General features: G+C 51.2%; 19 protein-coding genes and 2 tRNA genes. 14 read left to right on the top strand and 7 right to left on the bottom strand.

Features of this window, described 5'->3' with window-relative positions; all coding sequences use genetic code 11:
* Positions 1-135: 135 nt before the first annotated feature.
* Both rbfA and truB read left to right on the top strand, forming a co-directional pair.
* Positions 136-492, top strand: coding sequence for a 30S ribosome-binding factor RbfA (gene rbfA, locus ACP158_RS08900; protein WP_424945800.1), 357 nt, complete (start codon positions 136-138; stop codon positions 490-492).
* Entirely contained in the window at positions 482-1,396 is a 915-nt protein-coding gene (gene truB / locus ACP158_RS08895) for a tRNA pseudouridine(55) synthase TruB (RefSeq protein ID WP_424945799.1), read from the top strand. The genes rbfA and truB overlap by 11 nt, the downstream gene beginning before the upstream one ends.
* A gap of 29 nt (positions 1,397-1,425) precedes the next feature.
* On the opposite strand, the gene ACP158_RS08890 is transcribed toward truB, so the two are convergent.
* A tRNA-Asn gene (locus ACP158_RS08890) sits at positions 1,426-1,501 on the bottom strand.
* Positions 1,502-1,657: 156 nt separating this feature from the next.
* On the opposite strand from ACP158_RS08890, the gene uvrB reads away from it, so the two are divergent.
* Complete coding sequence (uvrB, locus tag ACP158_RS08885) at positions 1,658-3,694, top strand: excinuclease ABC subunit UvrB (RefSeq protein WP_424945798.1); 2,037 nt, start codon at positions 1,658-1,660, stop codon at positions 3,692-3,694.
* Positions 3,695-3,770: 76 nt separating this feature from the next.
* On the opposite strand, the gene ACP158_RS08880 is transcribed toward uvrB, so the two are convergent.
* The 5 genes from ACP158_RS08880 to gatC form a co-directional block, all read right to left on the bottom strand.
* Positions 3,771-4,403, bottom strand: coding sequence for a Maf family protein (locus ACP158_RS08880; protein WP_424945797.1), 633 nt, complete (start codon positions 4,401-4,403; stop codon positions 3,771-3,773).
* Between the two features lie 40 nt (positions 4,404-4,443).
* Positions 4,444-4,520, bottom strand: a tRNA-Arg gene (locus ACP158_RS08875).
* 29 nt (positions 4,521-4,549) lie between these two features.
* Positions 4,550-5,980 (bottom strand): Asp-tRNA(Asn)/Glu-tRNA(Gln) amidotransferase subunit GatB, encoded by a 1,431-nt coding sequence (gatB, locus tag ACP158_RS08870; RefSeq protein WP_424948434.1) that lies wholly within the window; start codon positions 5,978-5,980, stop codon positions 4,550-4,552.
* A 2-nt stretch (positions 5,981-5,982) separates the two neighbouring features.
* On the bottom strand, positions 5,983-7,455 hold the full coding sequence (gene gatA, locus ACP158_RS08865; protein ID WP_424945796.1) for an Asp-tRNA(Asn)/Glu-tRNA(Gln) amidotransferase subunit GatA: 1,473 nt from the start codon (positions 7,453-7,455) through the stop codon (positions 5,983-5,985).
* 37 nt (positions 7,456-7,492) lie between these two features.
* Positions 7,493-7,789: an Asp-tRNA(Asn)/Glu-tRNA(Gln) amidotransferase subunit GatC gene (gatC, locus tag ACP158_RS08860; RefSeq protein WP_424945795.1), complete on the bottom strand. Its 297-nt coding sequence runs from the start codon at positions 7,787-7,789 to the stop codon at positions 7,493-7,495.
* 156 nt (positions 7,790-7,945) lie between these two features.
* Here gatC and ACP158_RS08855 point away from each other — a divergent pair, with 156 nt between their 5' ends.
* From ACP158_RS08855 to lipB, 10 genes are all read left to right on the top strand, one after another.
* Positions 7,946-8,989 (top strand): rod shape-determining protein, encoded by a 1,044-nt coding sequence (locus tag ACP158_RS08855; RefSeq protein WP_424945794.1) that lies wholly within the window; start codon positions 7,946-7,948, stop codon positions 8,987-8,989.
* Between the two features lie 260 nt (positions 8,990-9,249).
* Positions 9,250-10,104: a rod shape-determining protein MreC gene (gene mreC / locus ACP158_RS08850; protein WP_424945793.1), complete on the top strand. Its 855-nt coding sequence runs from the start codon at positions 9,250-9,252 to the stop codon at positions 10,102-10,104.
* The gene (mreD, locus tag ACP158_RS08845; RefSeq protein WP_424945792.1) at positions 10,097-10,594 is read left to right on the top strand and encodes a rod shape-determining protein MreD; all 498 of its coding nucleotides are present in this window, start codon (positions 10,097-10,099) and stop codon (positions 10,592-10,594) included. Before mreC ends, mreD begins: the two co-directional genes overlap by 8 nt.
* On the top strand, positions 10,591-12,492 hold the full coding sequence (mrdA, locus tag ACP158_RS08840) for a penicillin-binding protein 2 (RefSeq protein WP_424945791.1): 1,902 nt from the start codon (positions 10,591-10,593) through the stop codon (positions 12,490-12,492). Before mreD ends, mrdA begins: the two co-directional genes overlap by 4 nt.
* A 25-nt stretch (positions 12,493-12,517) precedes the next feature.
* The gene (gene rodA / locus ACP158_RS08835; RefSeq protein ID WP_424945790.1) at positions 12,518-13,612 is read left to right on the top strand and encodes a rod shape-determining protein RodA; all 1,095 of its coding nucleotides are present in this window, start codon (positions 12,518-12,520) and stop codon (positions 13,610-13,612) included.
* Complete coding sequence (gene mltB / locus ACP158_RS08830; RefSeq protein ID WP_424945789.1) at positions 13,609-14,634, top strand: lytic murein transglycosylase B; 1,026 nt, start codon at positions 13,609-13,611, stop codon at positions 14,632-14,634. Before rodA ends, mltB begins: the two co-directional genes overlap by 4 nt.
* Positions 14,627-15,514 (top strand): septal ring lytic transglycosylase RlpA family protein, encoded by an 888-nt coding sequence (locus ACP158_RS08825; RefSeq protein ID WP_424945788.1) that lies wholly within the window; start codon positions 14,627-14,629, stop codon positions 15,512-15,514. The genes mltB and ACP158_RS08825 overlap by 8 nt, the downstream gene beginning before the upstream one ends.
* A gap of 153 nt (positions 15,515-15,667) precedes the next feature.
* Positions 15,668-16,825, top strand: a complete 1,158-nt coding sequence (locus ACP158_RS08820; protein ID WP_424945787.1) for a D-alanyl-D-alanine carboxypeptidase family protein — start codon at positions 15,668-15,670, stop codon at positions 16,823-16,825.
* Between the two features lie 67 nt (positions 16,826-16,892).
* Positions 16,893-17,177, top strand: a complete 285-nt coding sequence (locus tag ACP158_RS08815; RefSeq protein WP_424945786.1) for an HP0495 family protein — start codon at positions 16,893-16,895, stop codon at positions 17,175-17,177.
* Between the two features lie 7 nt (positions 17,178-17,184).
* Positions 17,185-17,823 (top strand): lipoyl(octanoyl) transferase LipB, encoded by a 639-nt coding sequence (lipB, locus tag ACP158_RS08810; RefSeq protein WP_424945785.1) that lies wholly within the window; start codon positions 17,185-17,187, stop codon positions 17,821-17,823.
* A gap of 48 nt (positions 17,824-17,871) precedes the next feature.
* On the opposite strand, the gene ACP158_RS08805 is transcribed toward lipB, so the two are convergent.
* Positions 17,872-18,549: a nucleotidyltransferase family protein gene (locus ACP158_RS08805; protein ID WP_424945784.1), complete on the bottom strand. Its 678-nt coding sequence runs from the start codon at positions 18,547-18,549 to the stop codon at positions 17,872-17,874.
* 153 nt (positions 18,550-18,702) lie between these two features.
* Here ACP158_RS08805 and ACP158_RS08800 point away from each other — a divergent pair, with 153 nt between their 5' ends.
* Complete coding sequence (locus ACP158_RS08800) at positions 18,703-21,117, top strand: LPS-assembly protein LptD (protein ID WP_424945783.1); 2,415 nt, start codon at positions 18,703-18,705, stop codon at positions 21,115-21,117.
* The last annotated feature ends 30 nt before the right edge of the window (positions 21,118-21,147 follow it).

The raw sequence follows: 21,147 nt of genomic DNA, 5'->3' as shown, positions 1-21,147 counted from the left end.
CATAGCGCCCCGGAATCCGACTTGGAAATCAGGGCTTGGCAATGGGGTTGCGGAAATTGAAACGATAATCCACTTGGGCCGCCTTGGTTCATTAGCGCAATGGGGGCTCAGTTAGCCATCATTTAACCTGAAACCATGTTTGAAACAGACCGAACCCGACGAGTTGCCGAGCTGATAAAACGCCAGCTCGCGATGCTGATTATGCGGGAGTTGAATGACAGCCGAATCAATTCTGTTTCGGTTACCGGGGTGACGGTAAGCCGGGATTTGAAGCAATCGACCGTTTATGTCTCGACCCTGGATAAAACTCTGGAACCTCGCCAAATAGAACAATTATTGAACAGGTCCTCTAAATATTTACGACATTTATTGAGTCAGCAAGTTGACTTGAAAATGACGCCGAAATTAGTCTTTGAATACGACCACAGCCTCCAGCGCGGCGTTGAACTGACGCAACTGATCGATAAACTAAATAACAACAATGCCGCCTAGAAGACGGCGAGACGGCGATGTTGTAAATGGAATGCTGTTGCTTGACAAGCCCAGCGGCCTTTCTTCAAACCAGGCATTGCAAAAAGCGAAACGACTGCTTAATGCGCAAAAGGCTGGTCATACCGGCAGCCTCGACCCAATCGCCACCGGGCTGCTTCCCCTTTGTTTTGGCCAGGCGACCAAAATTTCGGGGATGTTTTTAAATGCGGATAAATGTTACCAGGTTAAAATTCAATTGGGCGTAAAAACCGATAGCGGTGATTGCGAAGGAACGATAATCGAGCAGCCGGAGGGTAATGCTGCCCTGCCTGCCTTGCCGCAGATCGAAAAAGCCCTGCAACAATTTCGCGGCCGGATTGAGCAAATTCCGCCCATGTATTGCGCGCTTAAACGCCATGGCCAACCGCTCTATAAACTCGCGCGGCAGGGCATCGAGGTGCCGCGGCAACCGCGTTGGGTCACGGTTTATGACTTGTCCATTATCGATTTTCAGGAAGATTTTCTAACTCTGATAGTATCGTGTTCCAAAGGGTTTTATATTCGAAGTTTAGCGATGGATCTGGGTCAAGCGTTGGGATGCGGCGGCCATGTTCATGCGTTACGGCGAGTTGCGGTCGGCGCCTTCACCATTGACCAGGCCGTTACCCTCGAGCAGTTGGAGGCGTTGGAATCTCCGCAACACCGCCAGCGGCTTTTGCTGCCTGCTGATCATGCGCTTGCTCACCTTCCAAAAGTGGCGTTGACTGCAAAAACAGCCGATTATTTTTGTCAGGGCCAGCCGGTACGAACGTTAAAGCCGCCCAAACCTGGAATGGCTAGAATATACGCTGAAGACAATTCATTTCTTGGCTTGGGAGAAGTCGTTGCGGATGGGACGGTCTCGCCGAAACGATTATTTGTTTAACGCGTGCAGAGGATATGGCTGCCGAAATCTGGCTCCCCGGGACAGACTCGAACTGCCGACAAGGTGGTTAACAGCCACCTGCTCTACCAACTGAGCTACCGGGGAACGGAGGAAGCGGATACTAATTGTCGAGCCCGCTTCGGTCAAGTCATTCCAGCAGTCATTCCAGCGGTCATTGCGGAAAAATCACCTTGCTCGGTCGCCGGCGGCACTCAGGCACAATATTCTTTTTAACCGTGCGCGCTCGGCTAAAATCAAACGATGACAACCTCAGGCAAATACAAACTGGTCAGCGAGTTCAGTCCAGCGGGAGACCAGCCCGAAGCGATCAATGCGCTAATCGATGGCGTTCAAAACGGAGAAGCATTCCAGACCTTGCTCGGGGTAACGGGCTCAGGCAAGACCTTCACCATGGCGAATATCATTGCTGCGACCGGTCGCCCGGCGCTTATTCTTGCTCACAATAAAACCCTCGCCGCGCAACTCTATTCGGAGATGCGGGATTTTTTCCCGGAAAATTCGGTTGAATACTTTGTTTCATACTACGATTATTATCAGCCCGAAGCGTATGTTCCGAGCTCGGACACCTTTATCGAAAAGGATGCTTCGGTCAATGATCACATCGATCAAATGCGGCTTTCCGCGACCAAGGCATTATTGGAAAGACGCGATGTGGTCATCGTCGGAACGGTGTCCGCAATCTATGGCTTGGGCGATCCGGCCGCTTACCACGGCATGATTTTACACTTGAACAAAGGAGAGCAAATCGATCAACGGGCAATACTGCGGCGACTGGCTGAATTGCAATACATTCGTAATGATCTGGAATTGAGACGCGGCACTTTTCGGGTGCGCGGCGATGTGATTGATGTTTATCCCGCGGAATCGGAACGCCTGGCAATACGCATTGGATTATTTGGCGATGAAGTTGAAAGCCTTTCCAGGTTTGATCCCCTGACCGGCGGGGTGGAACAGCATATCAATCGGGTGACGGTTTATCCGAAAAGTCATTATGTCACCGCCAGGGAAACCATCCTCGGCATTCTTGACGACATCAAACTGGAGTTGCACGAACGGCTGGCGCAGTTGCGCGACGCCGGAAAATTGGTCGAAGCCCAGCGCCTCGAACAACGCACTTTATACGATTTGGAAATGATGCATGAACTGGGATATTGCAATGGCATCGAAAATTATTCGCGCTACTTGTCCGGACGCAACGCGGGAATGCCGCCGCCGACATTAATGGATTACATGCCGGATAACGCCATCGTGTTCATCGACGAAAGCCACGCCACCATTCCTCAGCTTGGCGCGATGTACAAGGGCGATCGCTCAAGGAAGGAAACCCTGATTGAATATGGTTTTCGATTGCCGTCGGCATTGGACAACCGGCCGCTGCGATTTGATGAGTTCGAAAACCTGCTGCCGCAGGCGGTGTTTGTTTCGGCGACGCCAGGGCCTTATGAAGCGACCCGTTCACCGGGCGTGGTCGAGCAAGTGGTGCGGCCAACCGGTTTGCTCGATCCCGAATTGGAAATCAGGCCGGTGGATTCTCAGGTCGACGACTTGCTGTCGGAAATAAACAAGCGAGTTGCATTAAACGAGCGGGTTTTGGTGACCACCTTGACCAAGCGCATGGCCGAGGACTTAACCGAGTATTATCATGAACATAATGTTCGGGTGCGTTATCTGCATTCGGATATCGACACCATCGAACGGGTCGAGATTATCCGGGATTTGCGCAAAGGCGTATTCGATGTGCTGGTCGGCATTAATTTGCTCCGGGAAGGGTTGGACCTGCCCGAAGTTTCCCTGGTGGCGATACTTGATGCCGACAAGGAAGGGTTTTTGAGGTCGACGCGCTCGCTGATCCAAACCATTGGCCGGGCCGCCAGAAATATAAACGGGCGGGTGATTTTATATGCAGATAAGGAAACCAATTCGATTCGGCAAGCGATGCAGGAAACGGACCGGCGGCGGCGAAAACAACGCGTTTACAATGAGATAAACAACATCACGCCCAAATCCATTGTCAAGCCGGTTAAGGATATTATCGATGGCGTGACCGCAAACGATTCATCGTGGAATGATATGCCAGACCGGGATAAAGTTGCCGAAGATGCCGAAGAGTATTATCGACAGTCGCCTAAAGAACTCGGCAGGTTGCTGAGAAAACTCGAAAAGGAAATGTACGCCTATGCCAGGAATCTGGAGTTTGAAGCGGCCGCTTCGGTGCGCGACCGCATCAATCGAATACGAAAAGCGCAAATTTCAGGCGGCGCGGATACGGTGTCATAAATCCGACGCTATAAATCTGGCACTATAAATCTTGTGCCATAAATATTGTGGCGACGGATTTTCGATTTTGCGCGGCTCAAATCAAGCGCACGCCTTCGGCTTCCAGCATGGGGATGAGTTTTATCAGCGGCAACCCAAGCAAGGTATTGGGGTCATTTCCGCTTAACCGTTTCAACATGGCGATGCCGATTCCTTCGACTTTTAAACTGCCGCAACTGTCATACGGTTGCGCGGCTTCGAGATAATTATGTATTTGCTCATCGCTGAGTTTTCGATACGCCACTTCAAACGCGTCCACCTCGGATTGTAGGTTGCCGGTTTTTGTGTTCAACAACGCGACGCCGGTGTAATGCGTGAGCGTCGCGCCCGATGCGTTTTTCAACTGCGCCACCGCGTCGTCATGGTCGCGTGGCTTGCCTATTATTTTGCCGCCATTCAACTCGGCGACTTGGTCGGAGCCGATGATCAATGCGTGCGGGAATTGCGCCGCGACCGCGCGCGCTTTTGCGACCGCCAAGCGGCGCACTAAATCTTGCGGCATCTCACCGGCGTGCGGCGTCTCGTCAATGTCCGGAGGCGCGGCGGTAAAATCAATGTGCAGTCGCGCTAGAATTTTTTTGCGCGATGACGATGATGATGCGAGGACAATCTGCGGGAACATAGGCGATGAAAAAAGTGACGACGATGGTCGTTTCTGCGCCCGCGACATATATGCCGTTCAGGGAAAAAAAGACGCGAAGCACCATAAATGGCGAGCCCGGAGGGACTCGAACCCCCGACCACCTGGTTCGAAGCCAGGTACTCTATCCCGCTGAGCTACGGGCCCACGATTACTTTGTACAACACTTTTACGGGTTAGTCGAGTTTATTGCGTAATAAATCGTTTACTTGTTTTGGATTGGCTTTACCACCGCTTTGTTTCATAACCTGGCCTACAAAAAACCCAAATATCTTTTGATTGCCTGCTTTGTATTGTGAAACCTGAGCCGAATTTTCCCGTAGGATGTTATCGACTATGGCTTCTATTGCGCCAGTATCGGTAATTTGTTTTAAGCCATGGTCATTGATCACTTGATCCACAGAGTTCCCAGATTCCCATAATAACGTGAATATTTGTTTCGCGATTTTACCGGAAATAGTGTCATCGTTGATTCGGTCAAGCAGGTTGGCCAAGCGAACGCTATCCACCGGAGAGTCGCTGATTTCCAGTGCGGCGTGGTTCAGGGCCGCGCTCAGCTCGCCAAGCATCCAGTTGGCAACGGTCTTGGCGTCCGCTGATGTTTGCGCGCATACATTTTCAAAGTAATCCGCGGTGTCGCGGTCGCGGGTTAAATGCGCCGCATCGATGGACGACAAATGATATTCGCGCTCCAATCTGGATTTGCGCGCGTCGGGCAGTTCGGGAAGCTGATTACGAATCTGCTCGATAAATTCATCGTCCAGAATCATTTCGGGCAAATCCGGATCGGGGAAGTAACGGTAGTCGTGGGCTTCTTCCTTAGAGCGCATTGACCGCGTTTCATTTTTATCCGAATCATATAAACGTGTTTCCTGAACAATCTCGCCGCCATCTTCCAGAATACCGATTTGCCGATCAATTTCAAACTCAATGGCTTTTTCCACGAAGCGAAAGGAGTTAATATTTTTCAGTTCGGTGCGCGTGCCTAATTTTTTTTCGCCGCGCGCGCGCATGGACACGTTGGCATCGCAGCGCAACGAGCCTTCCTGCATATTGCCGTCGGAAATATCCAAGTAGCGCACCAGCGAATGTATCTTGCGCAGGTAGGCAACGGCTTCCGCAGCCGAGCGCAGGTCCGGTTCGGAAACAATTTCAAGCAGGGGGACGCCAGCGCGATTAAAATCAATGCCGGTCATGTCGTGAAAGTCTTCGTGCAGCGATTTGCCAGCGTCCTCCTCAAGATGCGCCCGGGTGATGCCGATCATTTTGCAGCCGTCACTGGTTTCGATTTCAATCCGGCCTTTGCCGACTATGGGCAATTCGTATTGGCTGATTTGATAGCCTTTGGGCAGATCCGGGTAAAAATAGTTTTTACGGGCAAAAATAGAGCGTTTATTAATGCGAGCGCCGATTCCAAGTCCAAACCTTACCGCTAAGCGCGCGGCTTCCCGGTTCATGACCGGCAATACGCCGGGCAGGGCGATGCTGACATCGTCCGCCTGAGTATTGGGTTGCGCCCCATACGCGGTGGACGCCGCGCTAAAAATTTTGCTTTTGGTGAGCAGTTGAACATGAATTTCGAGTCCGATTACCGTTTCCCATTCCATGCTCACTCCAGCCCTCCGGTCGCGCCCGGCGCGCCCGGGATTTTCAAGTGCCAATCGGTTTGTTGCTGAAACTGATGGGCAACCGTCAACAGGGTTGATTCATCCAGATATTTGCCGATCAACTGCAACCCGATGGGCAGGTTTTTGTCATCGAAGCCGGCCGCGATTGACATTGCCGGCAGTCCGGCCAGGTTTGCGGCATTGGTGAAAACATCATTTAAATACATCGCCACTGGATCATCATTTTTTTCGCCGATGATAAATGCGCTGCCTGGCGTGGTTGGGCCGGCAATTAGATCGCATTTTTCAAATGCGCGGCTAAAATCATCGGCAATCATTCTGCGCAGTTTTTGCGCTTTTAGGTAGTACGCATCATAATAACCTGAAGATAATACATAGGTGCCGATCATGATTCTGCGTTTCACTTCGGCGCCAAATCCTTCAGCCCGGGTCTTTGCATACATATCATCGAGGTCGGCATAATTTTCAGCCCGATAGCCATAACGCACGCCATCGAATCGAGACAGGTTGGAAGACGCTTCCGCGGGCGCAATGACGTAGTAGCAGGGAATGCCGACTGCGCTATTCGGCAGTTCAACCTGCACGGTTTTCGCGCCCAGGGATTCCAACTCGCGGATGGCCCGCTGAATAGCATCCGCAATGTCTGCATCCACGCCATCGCCGAAAAACTCTTTCGGCAAGCCGATGGTTTTTCCGCGTATGGATTGTTCCAGGACCTTGCCATAGTCTGGAACGGGGTGTTGCGAGGAAGTCGAATCGCGCGGGTCAAATCCTGACATTGCCTGTAAAACCAGTGCCGCATCCCGAGCATTGCGGGCGACAATCCCGCCTTGATCCAAAGAAGAGGCAAACGCCACCATGCCATATCGAGACACCCGGCCATAACTGGGCTTAATCCCGGTCAGGCCGCAAAAAGCCGCGGGCTGACGAATCGAGCCGCCGGTATCCGTGGCCGTGGCAATCGGCGCTAATCTTGCGCTCACCGCCGCGGCTGAGCCGCCTGAACTGCCGCCAGGCACCCGCTGGACATCCCAGGGATTTTTTACCGCGCCGTAATAACTGGTTTCATTTGACGAGCCCATGGCGAACTCATCCATATTTGTCTTGCCCAACATCACCATGCCTTGTTGTTTCAGTTTTTCCACAACCGTGGCATCGTATGGCGATACAAAATTGCTCAGCATTTTCGACCCGCAAGTTGTCAATACCCCTTTAGTGCAAAACAAATCCTTATGCGCCACAGGAATTCCGGTGAGCTCATGCGCCTCATTATGGTGCAGCATCCGGTCGGCATGGCGCGCTTGCTCAAGCGCCAATTCTTCGGTTACGGTGATAAACGCATTAAGATTCTTGGCCGAATCGATACGTTTTAAATAGTGTTGAGTCAATTCGACGCTGGAATACGCTTTGTTGCGAAGCGCTGCGCTATGTGCGCTGAGGGAGTTTGAGTGCATAATAATCTTGGTCGATTACCCTGGTCGATTACCCTGGTCAATTACCCTGATCAATCACCTTGGGCACCAGATAAAGTCCGTTTTTAGTGGCCGGCGCAACGGCTTGATAATCTTGTCTAAGATTCGCGGCGGTCGCTTCATCCGCGCGCAACCGTAACGCTAGGTCCTGAGGATGGGACATCGGCTCGATATCGCGGGTGTCGACGGCATTCATTTGCTCAACCAGATCCATAATCCGGGACAGTTGCGCCGCATAAAATTCAGCCTCCACGCGGCTGGTTTTTAAGCGCGCAAGGCTGGCGATATGGGTAATTTCCTTCGGTGTCAGAGACATAAACTTAAACAATAATAACCCGCATTTTACCCGTAAAACGCAACAACTTAACATAGGATTGCGTGGTTGAATAGTGCGGCTTGGATTGTTAAGCTACGCAGATTATTTTTCCGGCAAAAAAGCCGCATTTTCACCCTTCAGGTTAGATGAAAAACAATGTTAAAACGCCTATTAGGCTTCTTCTCGAATGACCTCGCCATCGATCTTGGCACCGCGAACACCCTGATTTACGTCAGAAACAAAGGCGTAATCCTCAACGAGCCCTCAGTAGTTGCCATTAAAAGCTCAACCGCAGGCGGCCGCGGCAAGACGGTGCTGGCGATTGGTCAGGATGCTAAACGAATGTTGGGTCGGACTCCGGGTTCCATTCAAGCCATCAGACCGATGAAAGACGGCGTCATCGCCGACTTCAATGTTACCGAAGATATGCTCAAATATTTTATCCGCAAGGTTCAGGAAAACAAGTTCTTTTCCAGCCCAAGAATTATCATTTGTGTGCCGTGCGGCTCCACTCAGGTGGAAAGAAGGGCGATCCGGGAATCGGCGACCAGCGCCGGCGCCCGGGAAGTTTATCTCATTGAAGAGCCGATGGCGGTGGCGATTGGCGCCAACCTGCCGGTAGCGGAGCCCACCGGATCGATGGTTGTTGACGTCGGTGGCGGCACCACCGAGGTCGGGATTGTGTCATTGGGGGGAATGGTTTATTCAAACTCGCTGCGAGTTGCTGGTGACTCGTTTGACGAATCAATCGTAAACTATGTACGCCGTCGTCATGGTTTGCTAATCGGAGAAGCGACTGCGGAGCGGGTAAAACAAAGCATCGCAACGGCGTGGTCGGAATCCGAGCATATGGAAATGGAAATCAAGGGGCGGGATATTTCAGAAGGCCTGTCGAGAAGCATAGTGCTCACCGGCGAAGAAATATACGAAGCGATTAACGATTCATTAGAGCAAATTATCCGGGTTATCCGCGAGGCCTTGGAAATGACGCCGCCGGAATTAATCGCGGATATTGGCGACAAAGGCATGGTTGTCGCCGGGGGAGGGGCGTTGTTACGCGATATCGATCGACGCTTTATGCAGGATACGGGGTTGCCGGTGATTCTTGCGGAAGATCCCTTGACCTGCGTGGTTCGAGGTTGTGGTCGGGCACTGGAAGAAATGAATACAATGAGTGACGTGTTCGCCGGCGATGACTGACTATAGGGTGCCCGTTTCTTGCCCATGATTTTTTACTTAGACCTGAAAACTTAGACATGAGCAAAAAAATTAGCGCGCAATAATTTTACCTTATACCTGTCTATTTCAAGGAAACGGCACCAGCCAAAACGACACACCTAACCTAAATACAAAGACGTTTATGCCCTATCCAAAAAATAGACAACAAAAGGGTGCAAGCGGCATGTCAATAGAAAATAACCGCCGCTTATCCGCGCTGTATTGGCACGAGTTATAACGACATGAGTTATAACAGAAGATCTCCGCTGGCTCGTTTTTTTCTGCTTTCGGTGCTGTCGATAGGGGTAATGATTATCGACCATCGCAGCGAATGGTTAAAACCAATCCACACCACTGCGACCGTTATTAACATCTTCTTTGAATCGGTTGTCGCCATTCCGAAAAATACATTTTCATTATTGAATCGTTATTATCCCGACGACCGCTTGCATCAGCGTTTGCTCGAACTGCAACAAAAGCAATCCATACTGGAAGTTCGGTTACAACGCTATGAAGCCCTGGAAAAAGAAAATCAACGGCTGTCGAAATTATTGTCAACATCAAAACGCTTTGCCAATGAAGCGCTGCTTACCGAAGTTGTTGGATTCGGTCCCGAGCCCTTTAGTCACAGAATCGTCATAAACCGTGGCGTCGAAGCGGGGGTTTACCTCGGCCAGCCCGCCATCGCCGCGCAAGGGGTGCTCGGCCAGGTGTCCAAGGTCGGTTATCGCCGCAGCGTGGTAACCCTGATAACCGACCCGAGCCATGGGCTATCGGTGCAGATTCAACGCAATGGGCTGCGCACCATTATTCAAGGTTCCGGAAAATCTGATCAAGTGACGGTGCCGTTTTTAGAGAACCCGGCCGACATTCAAATCGGCGATTTGCTGGTCACCTCAGGCATGGGCGGGCGTTTCCCGGTGGGTTATAAAGTCGCTGAGGTAGCGGATGTCGTAAAAGATGCGAATCAAGCATTTTTGATTATTACTGCGCGCACCACGGCGCAGACCGGCATCGTCAGGGAAGTGCTGTTGCTGCGCAACAACGATAGCAGCAGCCACGATGTTGCCGGCGCTCCGGGTGAATCAGGTGAATAAGGCGGCTTCCGCAAAATCACCATTTTGGGTCATTCTGTTCACGTTTGTGATCGCCTTGTTGTTGAATATGATGCAATACCCGGAATGGATGACGTATGCCAAGCCCGATTGGGTTATGCTGGTTTTGTTTTACTGGTGCTTGGCGGTGCCGCATCGCGTCGGCGTCGGCTGTGGCTGGCTTGCCGGCATGGCGCTGGATGTGTTGTATTACTCGCTATTGGGCCAGCACGCCGTCGGCAAGGCATTTGTTGCGCTGATAGCCGTCTCAACCCATCGACGAGTGCGGCTGTATGATCTGTGGCAGCAATGCATACTGGTATTTATCGTCGCCTCCATAGATATTGGATTTACCGTCTGGGTTTATCATTTGACCGCAAACACAGAGATTCGCCTGGTGTTCTGGCAGTCGGCTTTGACCTCCTGCTTGATTTGGCCCATTGTGTATAACGTGCTGCGCCGGGTGCGCCATAGAACCGGGATAAGCGAATGATGCCGATCCGCGATTACCTGCTGGAGAGAAAAGTGGTTCAGGGGCGGATTATTTTTGTGTGCGGCCTGATAACGATATTGGTTATTCTGCTGGTTCTGCGACTCGGCTATCTGCAAATACACCAACATCAAAAGTTCACCACATTAGCGCAAAATAATCGCATTAATTTTTCCTCATTGCCGCCGGTGCGCGGATTGATTTATGACCGCAAAGGCGCAGTGCTGGCCCACAATATTCGGGTCTTCAATCTGGAGATATGGCCGGATAAGGTGCAAGATCTCGATGCGCTGTTGCGTGACTTAGGACAGCTTATCGAACTCACCGAGGCTGACCTCAAACCATTCAGAAAACTGCTCAAGCAACGTCCTGCTTTCGAGCGGCAAACACTCAAAGCCAATCTCAACGAACAAGAAGTTGCCATATTGGCAGTCAACCAGCATAGACACCCCGGGGCGGAACTGCAGGCGCGTCTGCAACGACACTACCCGAAAGGGGGGCTGACTGCGCATGTCGTCGGTTACGTCGGTCGAATAAGTCCAGTGAATCTGGAAAGCATGGACCATCAGGTTTACCGGGGGATGGAATACATCGGCAAGACCGGCATCGAATCGTATTACGAATCCATCTTGCGCGGCAAGTCCGGGATAGAGCAGGTGGAAACCAACGCCCATGGCCGGATTGTTCGTCGTCTGCAACAAACCGCCCCGGATACGGGCAAGACCCTTCACCTGGGTTTGGATATTAAGTTGCAGCAAAAAAGCATTGAAGCGTTGGCAGGATTTGAAGGCGCGATAGTCGCGATTGAACCGCAATCGGGCGATGTCCTGGCTTTCGCCAGCGCGCCCGGCTACAATCCGAATCTATTTGTCAATGGCATCAGCGAGGCCGACTACTCAAGTCTGCGCGCCTCCGAGCGCAAGCCGCTGGTGAATCGCGCGCTTTATGGACGTTATGCCCCGGGATCGACCATCAAGGGGTTTATGTCGCTGGTGGGCATGGAAAATGGTATTGACCACAGTAACACCGTTTTTTGCCCGGGATGGTATCGCTTGCCGGGCCTTGAACATCGTTATCGCTGCTGGAAAAAATACGGACATGGTTTGCTCGATGGCTACGACGCAATCGTGCAGTCCTGCGATGTGTATTTCTACACATTGGCGCGGCAGTTGGGCATCGACCGAATGTATGACGGGATGACCCGGTTTGGATTTAGCAAACCAACCGGGATTGATATGCTCGGCGAGCCATCCGGTTTGATGCCGTCCAGAAAGTGGAAACGCCGCGTTCGGAATCAAGTCTGGTATCCGGGTGAGACCATCATCACCGGCATTGGCCAGGGGTATATGTTGGTCACGCCGTTGCAGTTAGCCGGCATCACGGCGACTTTGGCAAATAGAGGCAAGCGCGTTACCCCCCGGTTTTTGTCCGCCATAGAGCACCCTCAAACGCAGGTTAAGCAAGACCTGGCGCCCAAAATAACCGGGATTGAAAAGCTTGGCGATGACGGATTCTATGACGCGGTGATCAATAGTATGCGCGATGTGGTGCATGGCGCGCGCGGGACGGCGCGGGCAATCAACCGCGGCATTCAATACGAAATGGCCGGCAAGACCGGCACCGCGCAGGTCAAGAGCGTCGCCCAGGACGAAGAATACGACGAAGCCGAAGTGGAGAAGAAATTCCGCGACCATTCGCTGTTTATTGGTTTCGCGCCGCTGAACGATCCGAAAATCGCCATCGCGGTGGTGGTCGAGCATGCGGGCAGCGGCAGCCGAACCGCCGCTCCGATCGCCAGACGGTTAATCGATTATTATCTGATTGACCGTCTGAAATTATTTGACTCGCCGGCGCCGGATTCCCCCAACCTGGTCGGCCAAAACCAGACCGCCCAGCAATAAAAAATGCCGGATTGTTGTTTCACAAATGCGCCAGACTGATAATCCTTCTTATATTGATTTACCACTATTGACCGTGGTGCTGATGCTGTGCGCTTTGAGTTTGATTATGTTATACAGCGCTGGCGGAGAGAATCTGGATCAAATCGCCAGACGCAGTATGCATGCGGGTTTTTCGTTGGTGGTGTTGTTGGTTTTCACGCGCATTCCGCCGGCGCTACTGGCGCGTTGGTCGCCCCATGCTTATGCTGTCGGCTTGGCCTTGTTGCTCATCGTATTGGCGGTCGGCGTCATCGGCAAGGGCGCGCAGCGTTGGATTGATTTGAGCGTTTTCCGATTCCAGCCGGCCGAGATAATGAAAATCGCGGTGCCGATGATGGTGGCGTGGAGCGTAACGCGATCGACGCTGCCGCCTAATCCGCTGTTTATAATACTGTCTATATTGATTGTGCTCATTCCCACCGTGCTGGTCATTCTGCAACCCGATTTAGGCACTGGATTATTAATTGCATTAGCGGGAATTGCAGTTATATTCCTGGCCGGAATAGGGCGGAAATTTATCGTGACCATGCTGCTTTCCCTGGCGGTCATTGTTCCGGCAATGTGGGTTTTTGTGCTGCACGACTATCAACGCAGCCGCGTGCTGACCCTGTTCGACCCGTGGGCCGATCCGTTGGGCCGAGGCTACCATGTCATCCAGTCCATCATCGCCATCGGTTCCGGCGGGGTGCAAGGAAAAGGGTGGCTGGCCGGCACCCAGTCGCAACTTGAGTTCATTCCCGAACAACGCACCGACTTTATATTCGCAGTGTACGCGGAAGAATTCGGCTTGATCGGGGTTATTGTATTATTAACGCTTTATCTGTTTTTAGTGTTTCGTGGATTATTGATCGCTTTTCACGCCCGCGACACGTATTCTCGCTTGCTCGCCGGCGGCATATCCACAACCTTTTTTTTCTATGTGTTTGTCAATATGGGCATGGTGTCCGGCATCTTGCCGGTGGTCGGCATTCCCTTGCCGCTGATGAGTTATGGCGGCACTTCTATGGTAACACTGATGATCGGATTCGGGATTTTAATGAGCATAGCGCGAGATAGCCGCTCGCGCGGGTGGCGACGATGAATGATTTCAGGGTGGCATTTTTTGCCATGGTCACGGCCATGGTTGTGGCCATGACATTGATTATGTTATTGGCTAAGCCGGCGCGCGTGTTGGCGGTGGAGATCGAAAAATATCCGGTGCTGGTCGAATTAGTCGAGCAAATGACGGCCGAGGACGGCTATCCAAAGGACGAATTAAACCGGGTTTTAGAGCAAGCGACCATCCAGCAAAACACCATTGACCTGATGAATCGGCAGCATGAATCCTTGCCTTGGCATCGGTATCGGAAAATATTTTTAAGCCAAAGCCGCATCAAGCACGGCGTGAGATTTTGGAATGAAAACCAACTTGCGTTAGCGCGGGCGCGCCAGAAGTTTGGCGTGCCGCAGGCCGTGATTACGGCATTGATCGGAATAGAAACCAATTACGGCGCACGCTTGGGCAACAACAGCGTGTTGGACAGCTTGGTCACGCTGTCGGCGCAATACCCGCGGCGCAGCGCATTCTTCACTGCGGAGTTGCGAACATTCCTGAACATCACCCGCACAGAGGGTATCGACCCGGCCACAGTCCTCGGCTCGTTTGCCGGGGCCATCGGCATCCCGCAATTCATGCCGAGCAGTTATGCCGCGTATTCGGTTGACTTCAATGGCAATAACCAAAGAGATCTGGTCAATGAAATCGATGACGCCATTGGCAGCGTCGCCAACTATTTGAAAGCGCATGGCTGGAATCGTGCCCAGCGAATCTATGCGCGCGTTACCGAACCGTTATCCGCGTCCGCCGCAAAGTTGGTTGGCGGCAACGCAAAACTTGTGCATACGCCGCAGCAGTTGGCCGCGGCCGGGGTGACCTTCGATGCCGACCGCGGCGGCGGCCAGATGGCGCTGATATCGTTGCAGGAGCGGGCGGGGAAGCGATACATTGTGGGCTTCGGCAACTTCTACGCCATCACGCGCTACAACCCCAGCGTCAATTACGCGATGGCGGTCACGGAACTTGCGGATGCGATTGCAGAAGCCCGCGACGACGACAATGACTAAAAAACCCATGGCGATGCGCGCCCAATCAAGTTTGTTGTGGTTGGCGCTGCTGGCGCTACTGGCGGGTTGCGCCAGCGGCGTGGCGAACAAGCCGGATGCCGGAGGTTTTTATGGCGGCGACAGCGCGCCCGCCGATCAACAACGGGACTTCGCGGCGATTGCGGACGCCACGCCAAAACATGAACCACTGAGCCGAACCGGCAACAAACCCTACACCGCGTTGGGCAAATCTTTCACGCCGCTCAGTTCATCGCAAGGCTATGTCGAGCAGGGCGTCGCCTCCTGGTATGGCACCAAATTTCACGGCAGACGGACATCGAGTGGAGAGACTTACGATATGTGGGGCATGACCGCGGCGCATCCGACATTGCCGCTGCCGACTTATGTCGCGGTGACTAACCTGAACACCGACAAAAAAGTTATTGTCAAGGTCAATGACCGCGGTCCTTTTCTGCATGATCGAATCATTGATTTATCCTATGCGGCGGCGCATAAATTGGGCATTGCCAGTCATGGCACCGGTCGTGTTGAGGTCAGAGCGCTCAATCCCGATAACTATCTTGGGTCGGATGATTTTGCTGAATCCGGTCGCCTTGTCGGGTCGATAGATTCAGTAAAGGATGCTCAGTCGAGCAACGTGGCGGACGAGTATTTTATTCAAGTTGGCGTGTATTCTGAATTTGGCAATGCCCGCTCAATGAGAAATATGCTGCGTCAGCAAGGGCATCCGATTTACCCCGACTCGGAGCAAGAAAACCAGGCCCAAGGCGCGCCGTATAAAGTCAAGGTGGGCCCGTTCCAAACTGTCAGTACGGCATCGGCAGTAAAACGCACCCTGGAACAACTGCTCGGTCAGACGCTTATGCTGATCAGTGAATGATGGCGCGGCTTCGCTGGAATAGATGAGCAAGAATAATGACCGGTGCGGTATCGCAGAGGATGGTTGGTAGTCGGCGTATGCACAATAAATACAGGAAGCCTGAATGAATCCGTTTCCTTTATAATCAAGCCCCACATCCAAATCGTTTAAGTCATGCGCCTTTTAATTTATTTCATAAGTTTTCTGTTGTTCCATCCCCTGAGCGCCCATAGCGCTTTGCAGGATATCCCCGATGCGGTGAAATCCAAAATCGCGCCGCCGAGCATTGACGCAAGCAGCTGGCTCGTGGCCGACTTTGAAACAGGCTGGGTGCTGGCCGGTAAAAATACGGATCAAAGAATCGAGCCGGCGAGTTTGACCAAGCTGATGACCAGTTATCTGGTGTTCGAGGCGCTGCGCAATAATGAAATAACCATGCAGGACCGGGTTTATATCAGCGAGAAGGCGTGGCGAACCGGTGGTTCAAAAATGTTTATCGAGGTTGGCGCGCGGGTCAGTGTCCTGGATTTAATTCAAGGCTTGATCGTGCAGTCGGGCAACGATGCCGGGGTGGCGTTGGCCGAGCACATCGATGGCTCGGAACAGGGCTTCGCCTCGCGCATGAATTTGATGGCGGCGGAATTGGGCATGACCAACACAAATTTTACCAACAGCAGCGGGATTCCAGAGGACAATCACTATAGCACCGTGGAAGATATGACGCTGCTTTCCATGGCGTTGATTCGAAAATTTCCCGAACTGTATCGTTATTATTCTCAAAGCGAATTCACTTATAATGACATTACCCAGCAAAACAGAAATATTTTGCTGACGCGAGATCCCACCGTTGACGGCATTAAAACCGGCTATACCAAAAATGCCGGTTACGGTTTCATTGGCACCGCGTTGCGTGATGGAATGAGATTGGTGGCGGCCGTTACCGGATCGAGCGGCAAAGTCGCACGCGCCGATCAGGTGCAATCACTGCTGCAATACGGCTACGGCGCTTACGAAGGATTAATCGCCTACCAAGCGGGGACTGAGATCAAATCCTTGCCGTTATGGTTTGGAGAAACTTCACAAGCCAGCATCGGCGTTCTAAAAAAATTGAGCGTTATTTTTCCCAAAGGAAAATCCGATAAACTATCCGCTACCCTGGAACTGCCTGCGAGCCTTGAAGCCCCCATCGCCGCCGGCGCGCCGGTCGGATATATACAAGTGAAATATGACCAACAACCCATATACAGAACGAGTTTGCAGGTCAACGAAAGTTATGCCGAAGGGCCCTGGCATAAGCGCATACTGGATTATATAAAACAATTGATATTTTAAACCCTGCATTTATTCTGACCGTCCCGGATATGGCTTGCTTAGAGATGGCGTAATTCGATATCAATCCATGACAAAAACGCCGCGCAAGATGCCGATGCCAGAAAGCCTGACCTTTCCCTGCATGATTGATATTAAGGTATTTTTGCATGCGCGCGACAACAACTCGGAATGGGTAAAAAAATTGCTGTTGCAATCAATTGCAACAGCCGATTTGAAGGAAATATCGATAAAGGAGAGCAAAAGCGCCAAGTATCATTCGTTAAGTTGTCGTGTTCACGCGCAAAACAAAACCCTGATGGACCAGGTATTTACCCGACTATCGTCGCACCCCGATATTTTAATGGTGCTTTAATGGCATCGTGCCTGTGATCATTCGTCATCGAGGGATTTGCGACTATCAGGAAGTATGGGATGAAATGATTGCGTTCACTCGAAATCGCGGCGCGGATACGGACGACGAAATCTGGTTGTTGCAACATCGCCCGGTATACACCCAAGGCACGAGTTCCTATGAGTTTCCCGAAGCGCAGGCCGAAGCGAATGGCACGGTGATTCCGGTCATCCATGCCGATCGCGGCGGACAAATAACTTATCACGGCCCCGGCCAACTGATTGCTTACCTGTTAATGGATATCAAACGGCTTAAAACGGGGCCAAAATCGTTTGTGAATCAACTTGAGCAATTGGTCATCGATTTTCTGGACTGCTATGGCATCTGCGCACACCGAAAAGCGGGCGCGCCGGGGGTGTATGTTGCGGATGAAAAAATCGCCGCGCTCGGCTTAAGAATATTCCGGGGATGCTGTTACCATGGTTTAAGCATCAACATCGATATGGACTTGTCGCCGTATCAGTGGATCAATCCATGCGGTCACGTCGGGTTGGGAATCACCCAGTTAAAGCATCACGTTAAAAATATTTCATTCGATCAGGCACGCCGGGAATTTGCCAAAATCCTGCCCGATCTTTTTTTGCACCCACCAATTAGTATGAAATAACCTTAATTAGTAGTTTTAACATATTGTAATTTAACAATTTTTTATATTTTAAGATCGTGTTCTTGCTTGCGCCAGCCGCTCCGCATTACCGACATCGATCCATAATGTTCGGTGTAGTTGACCGGAAATTTCACCGTTGCGTATCGGCTGGTCGAAAACCTGGGTTAATCCACATTTTTCTATATCAAGCGCTTCAAACATGGTTTTGCGATACAGGCCGATACCTGTAAAGGTAAACGTGGTTTGTGCTGGATTAGAAGGATGTTGCACCATGCCATCGCCATCATCATCGGTCAGGCAATAGTCCCCATTGAGGTTATGGGCGGGATTCGGCGCCAATACCAGGTGCGCTTTGGATGAGTCTGGCAGTTGAATTTGTGAAAAATCGCAGTCGGTGAAAATATCACTATTAATGACCAAAAACTGCTCTTCCTTAAAACGATCCAAGGCGTTAATGATTCCGCCCGCAGTGCCCAACGCGCCGTTTGATTCTATCGAATAACTGAGTTTCAAATCAAAACGGCTGCCGTCGCCCAGAAACTGCATAATTTTTTCACCAAGGTAGGCAACATTGATCACCACATGGCGGACTCCCGCAGCGGACAGCCGCACCAAGTGATGTTCAATCAAAGTGCGCTCACCCATCGGCACTAAAGGCTTAGGGATGGTGTCGGTGATCGGCCTTAACCTTTCGCCGCGCCCAGCCGCCAAAATCATGGCTTCCATAATCATGCAAGTTATGTCATTTCTGATTAATCGTGAGATTGGATTATAAACGCCCAAAACCCTATAATCCTGACTAAATCGAGCCCGCCTTTGAAATAAAAACCAAGAAATAAAAACCGTGCAAAAATGCGTCCGAACAAATTTAAAAATCACATGCTGGCTTCCCTCGCTGCGGTTATGACTATGGCGCCGGCGCTGGATGTGGTTGCGCAATCAAATATTTCGGCAGATATTTCGACAGCAGGATTCGCTGGAATCGATATTTGCACATCCGACAGCATAGCAGTGCCTGCTGCTTTAAAAGAAGCCGCCGCTGGCGACCAAAGCGAGTTGCCCATCCGCATGCAAGCGGATCAATTGGAAGCCGAATTGCCCGGCCAAATGAAGAATGGCCTGGTCAAAAAAGCCTTGATCAAAAAAGGCATGATTAAGTTGTCGGGCAAGGCCCAGCTGGTTCAGGGAAACCGCGGTGTGTACGCGGACGAAATTACTTATGATCAAAATGCCAATCAAGCGACCGCCAGTGGCAATGTCAAATTTTATACCTCCAGGGGCGATGAAGTGCTTGCTGATTCGCTGGACTTAGAGATGTCTGCGTTTACAGGATCCGCTCAAAACGTGAGTATTAAATTTGCTCATGGATTCGATGGTTCGCCGAGCCGCGCAGAACGTCGGCACGAAAATTATGTTGAAGATGATTCTATGCTGGCGCCATTTAGAAACCGGGTTTCGCAAACCGAAGCGCCGCAACAAATCATGGGTGACAATACTTATGTTCGCGCCCGGGCAACCGCTGAGACGATTGAGTTTGCAGGCGCGGATCATGAGCGGTTATACAACGCCACATTCTCCAGTTGCGCGCCCGGCAATGATGACGTGTTGTTGGTGGCAAAAGAGATTGATCTGGATCATGCCGCCGGCATTGGTACCGCAAAGTCGATGAAGGTGAAATTCAAGAATGTCCCGATTTTTTATTTTCCGCGCGTTTCATTTCCGATTAACGACCAGCGAAAAACCGGTTTTCTATTTCCGAGCATCGGTTATGAAAAAGAATCCGGCGCGATTCTCGAAGTTCCCTATTACCTGAATATTGCCCCGAACCGCGATGCGACCGTTATCCCCAAGATTTTAAGCAAACGCGGCGTGCAGCTATACGGGGAATATCGTTACTTGACCCAAAAATCCAAAGGCAGCGTACAAGCAGAAGCGCTCCCTTCAGATAATGTATTCAACGATGATCGATACGCATGGCGTTATGATCACCAGCAGAATTTTAATGATAACTGGAATGCGGAGGTTGATTTACAAACCGTGTCGGACATCGATTACGTACGGGATTTTACCCGCGATGTCGGCAATGCTTCCTCGCGTTACCTGCCCCGACATGCGAGTTTATTTTACCGCAGCCCTAAGCTATTTTTTAAAGCCAGCGCATCCGCATACGAGCCGGCCAACAGCGACGTTATGGCGGCTGACCGTCCCTATGACAGACTGCCGAAACTGAATCTGGATCTAAAACAACAGGATCTGAGCCTATTCAAATATGGCCGATTCAAATATGGCATAAGTTCTGAATTCACTTATTTTGACCACGATAAACCCGAGGCCGGTAAACCGGGGTCAGCAACTCGACTTAGGATCAATCCCTATATCAGCCTGCCGATCGACCGTATTCATGGTTATGTCATCCCTAAACTATCATTGCAAACGATTAGTTACTCGCTGAATAACAGTTCTGACAATTCTTTTGGCGACGAGGATTCTCCGTCGGTCACGGTGCCGATAGCAAGCGTTGACAGCGGATTATTTTTTGAACGTGTGTTTCAAAGAAACGACAGCATGTTTTTGCAAACGCTGGAACCCAGATTGTTCTACCTCAACATTCCAGAGAAACGCAAACAAAAGGCGTTTCCAAACTTTGACAGTGGCAACGGAAGCAAGAGCAGTTTCGGACATTTCTTTCGGGAAAACCGATTTTTCGGCGGTGATCGCATCGGCGATACCCACCAGATTACCTTAGGGTTAACCAGCAGAATCATTAACCACGATGACGGGCGGCAAAGGTTGAAGCTCAGTGCGGGGCAAATATTTTTTTTCGAAGACCGCCATGTTGGACTGAAAGAAGAGGGCGCACCTGAAACCGAGCATCGTTCCGATTTTTTCACGGAAGCCGCCGCAAGCGTAACCGAAGACTGGAATATTCGTGGATTTGTCCGCGTGGGCAGCGAATCGAACGATCTGGAATTCATCCAAATTTCCACGGATTACTATCACAGTAATCGAAGCAACGCCTCAATCGGCTATAGCCGAACCAAACATGTATCGGAACAAGTCAACCTGGAATTGCAAACCCCGGTTGGCCGACGCTGGCAGCTAAATGCGAAGGCCCGTTATTCAATTCGGGAAAATGAAACCCGGTCATCTGAAATTGGATTGACATATGACGGATGTTGCTGGGCCATCAGACTGCTTGCCCAGCGCTATTTAAATGGGGCGGATAACTTTAAAAATCGTTTTATAATCACATTTGAACTAAATGATCTGGGCAGGATTCGCTCTGCTCTTTAAAATCCGCCATGCCCTTGTTATGCTGAAACT

It is taken from the genome of Candidatus Spongiihabitans sp. (assembly GCF_965247905.1).
In the GTDB taxonomy this organism is placed as follows: domain Bacteria; phylum Pseudomonadota; class Gammaproteobacteria; order Arenicellales; family Poriferihabitantaceae; genus Spongiihabitans.
The sequence above is the reverse complement of the archived record's forward strand: the minus strand, read 5'-3'. Positions and strand labels throughout refer to the sequence as shown.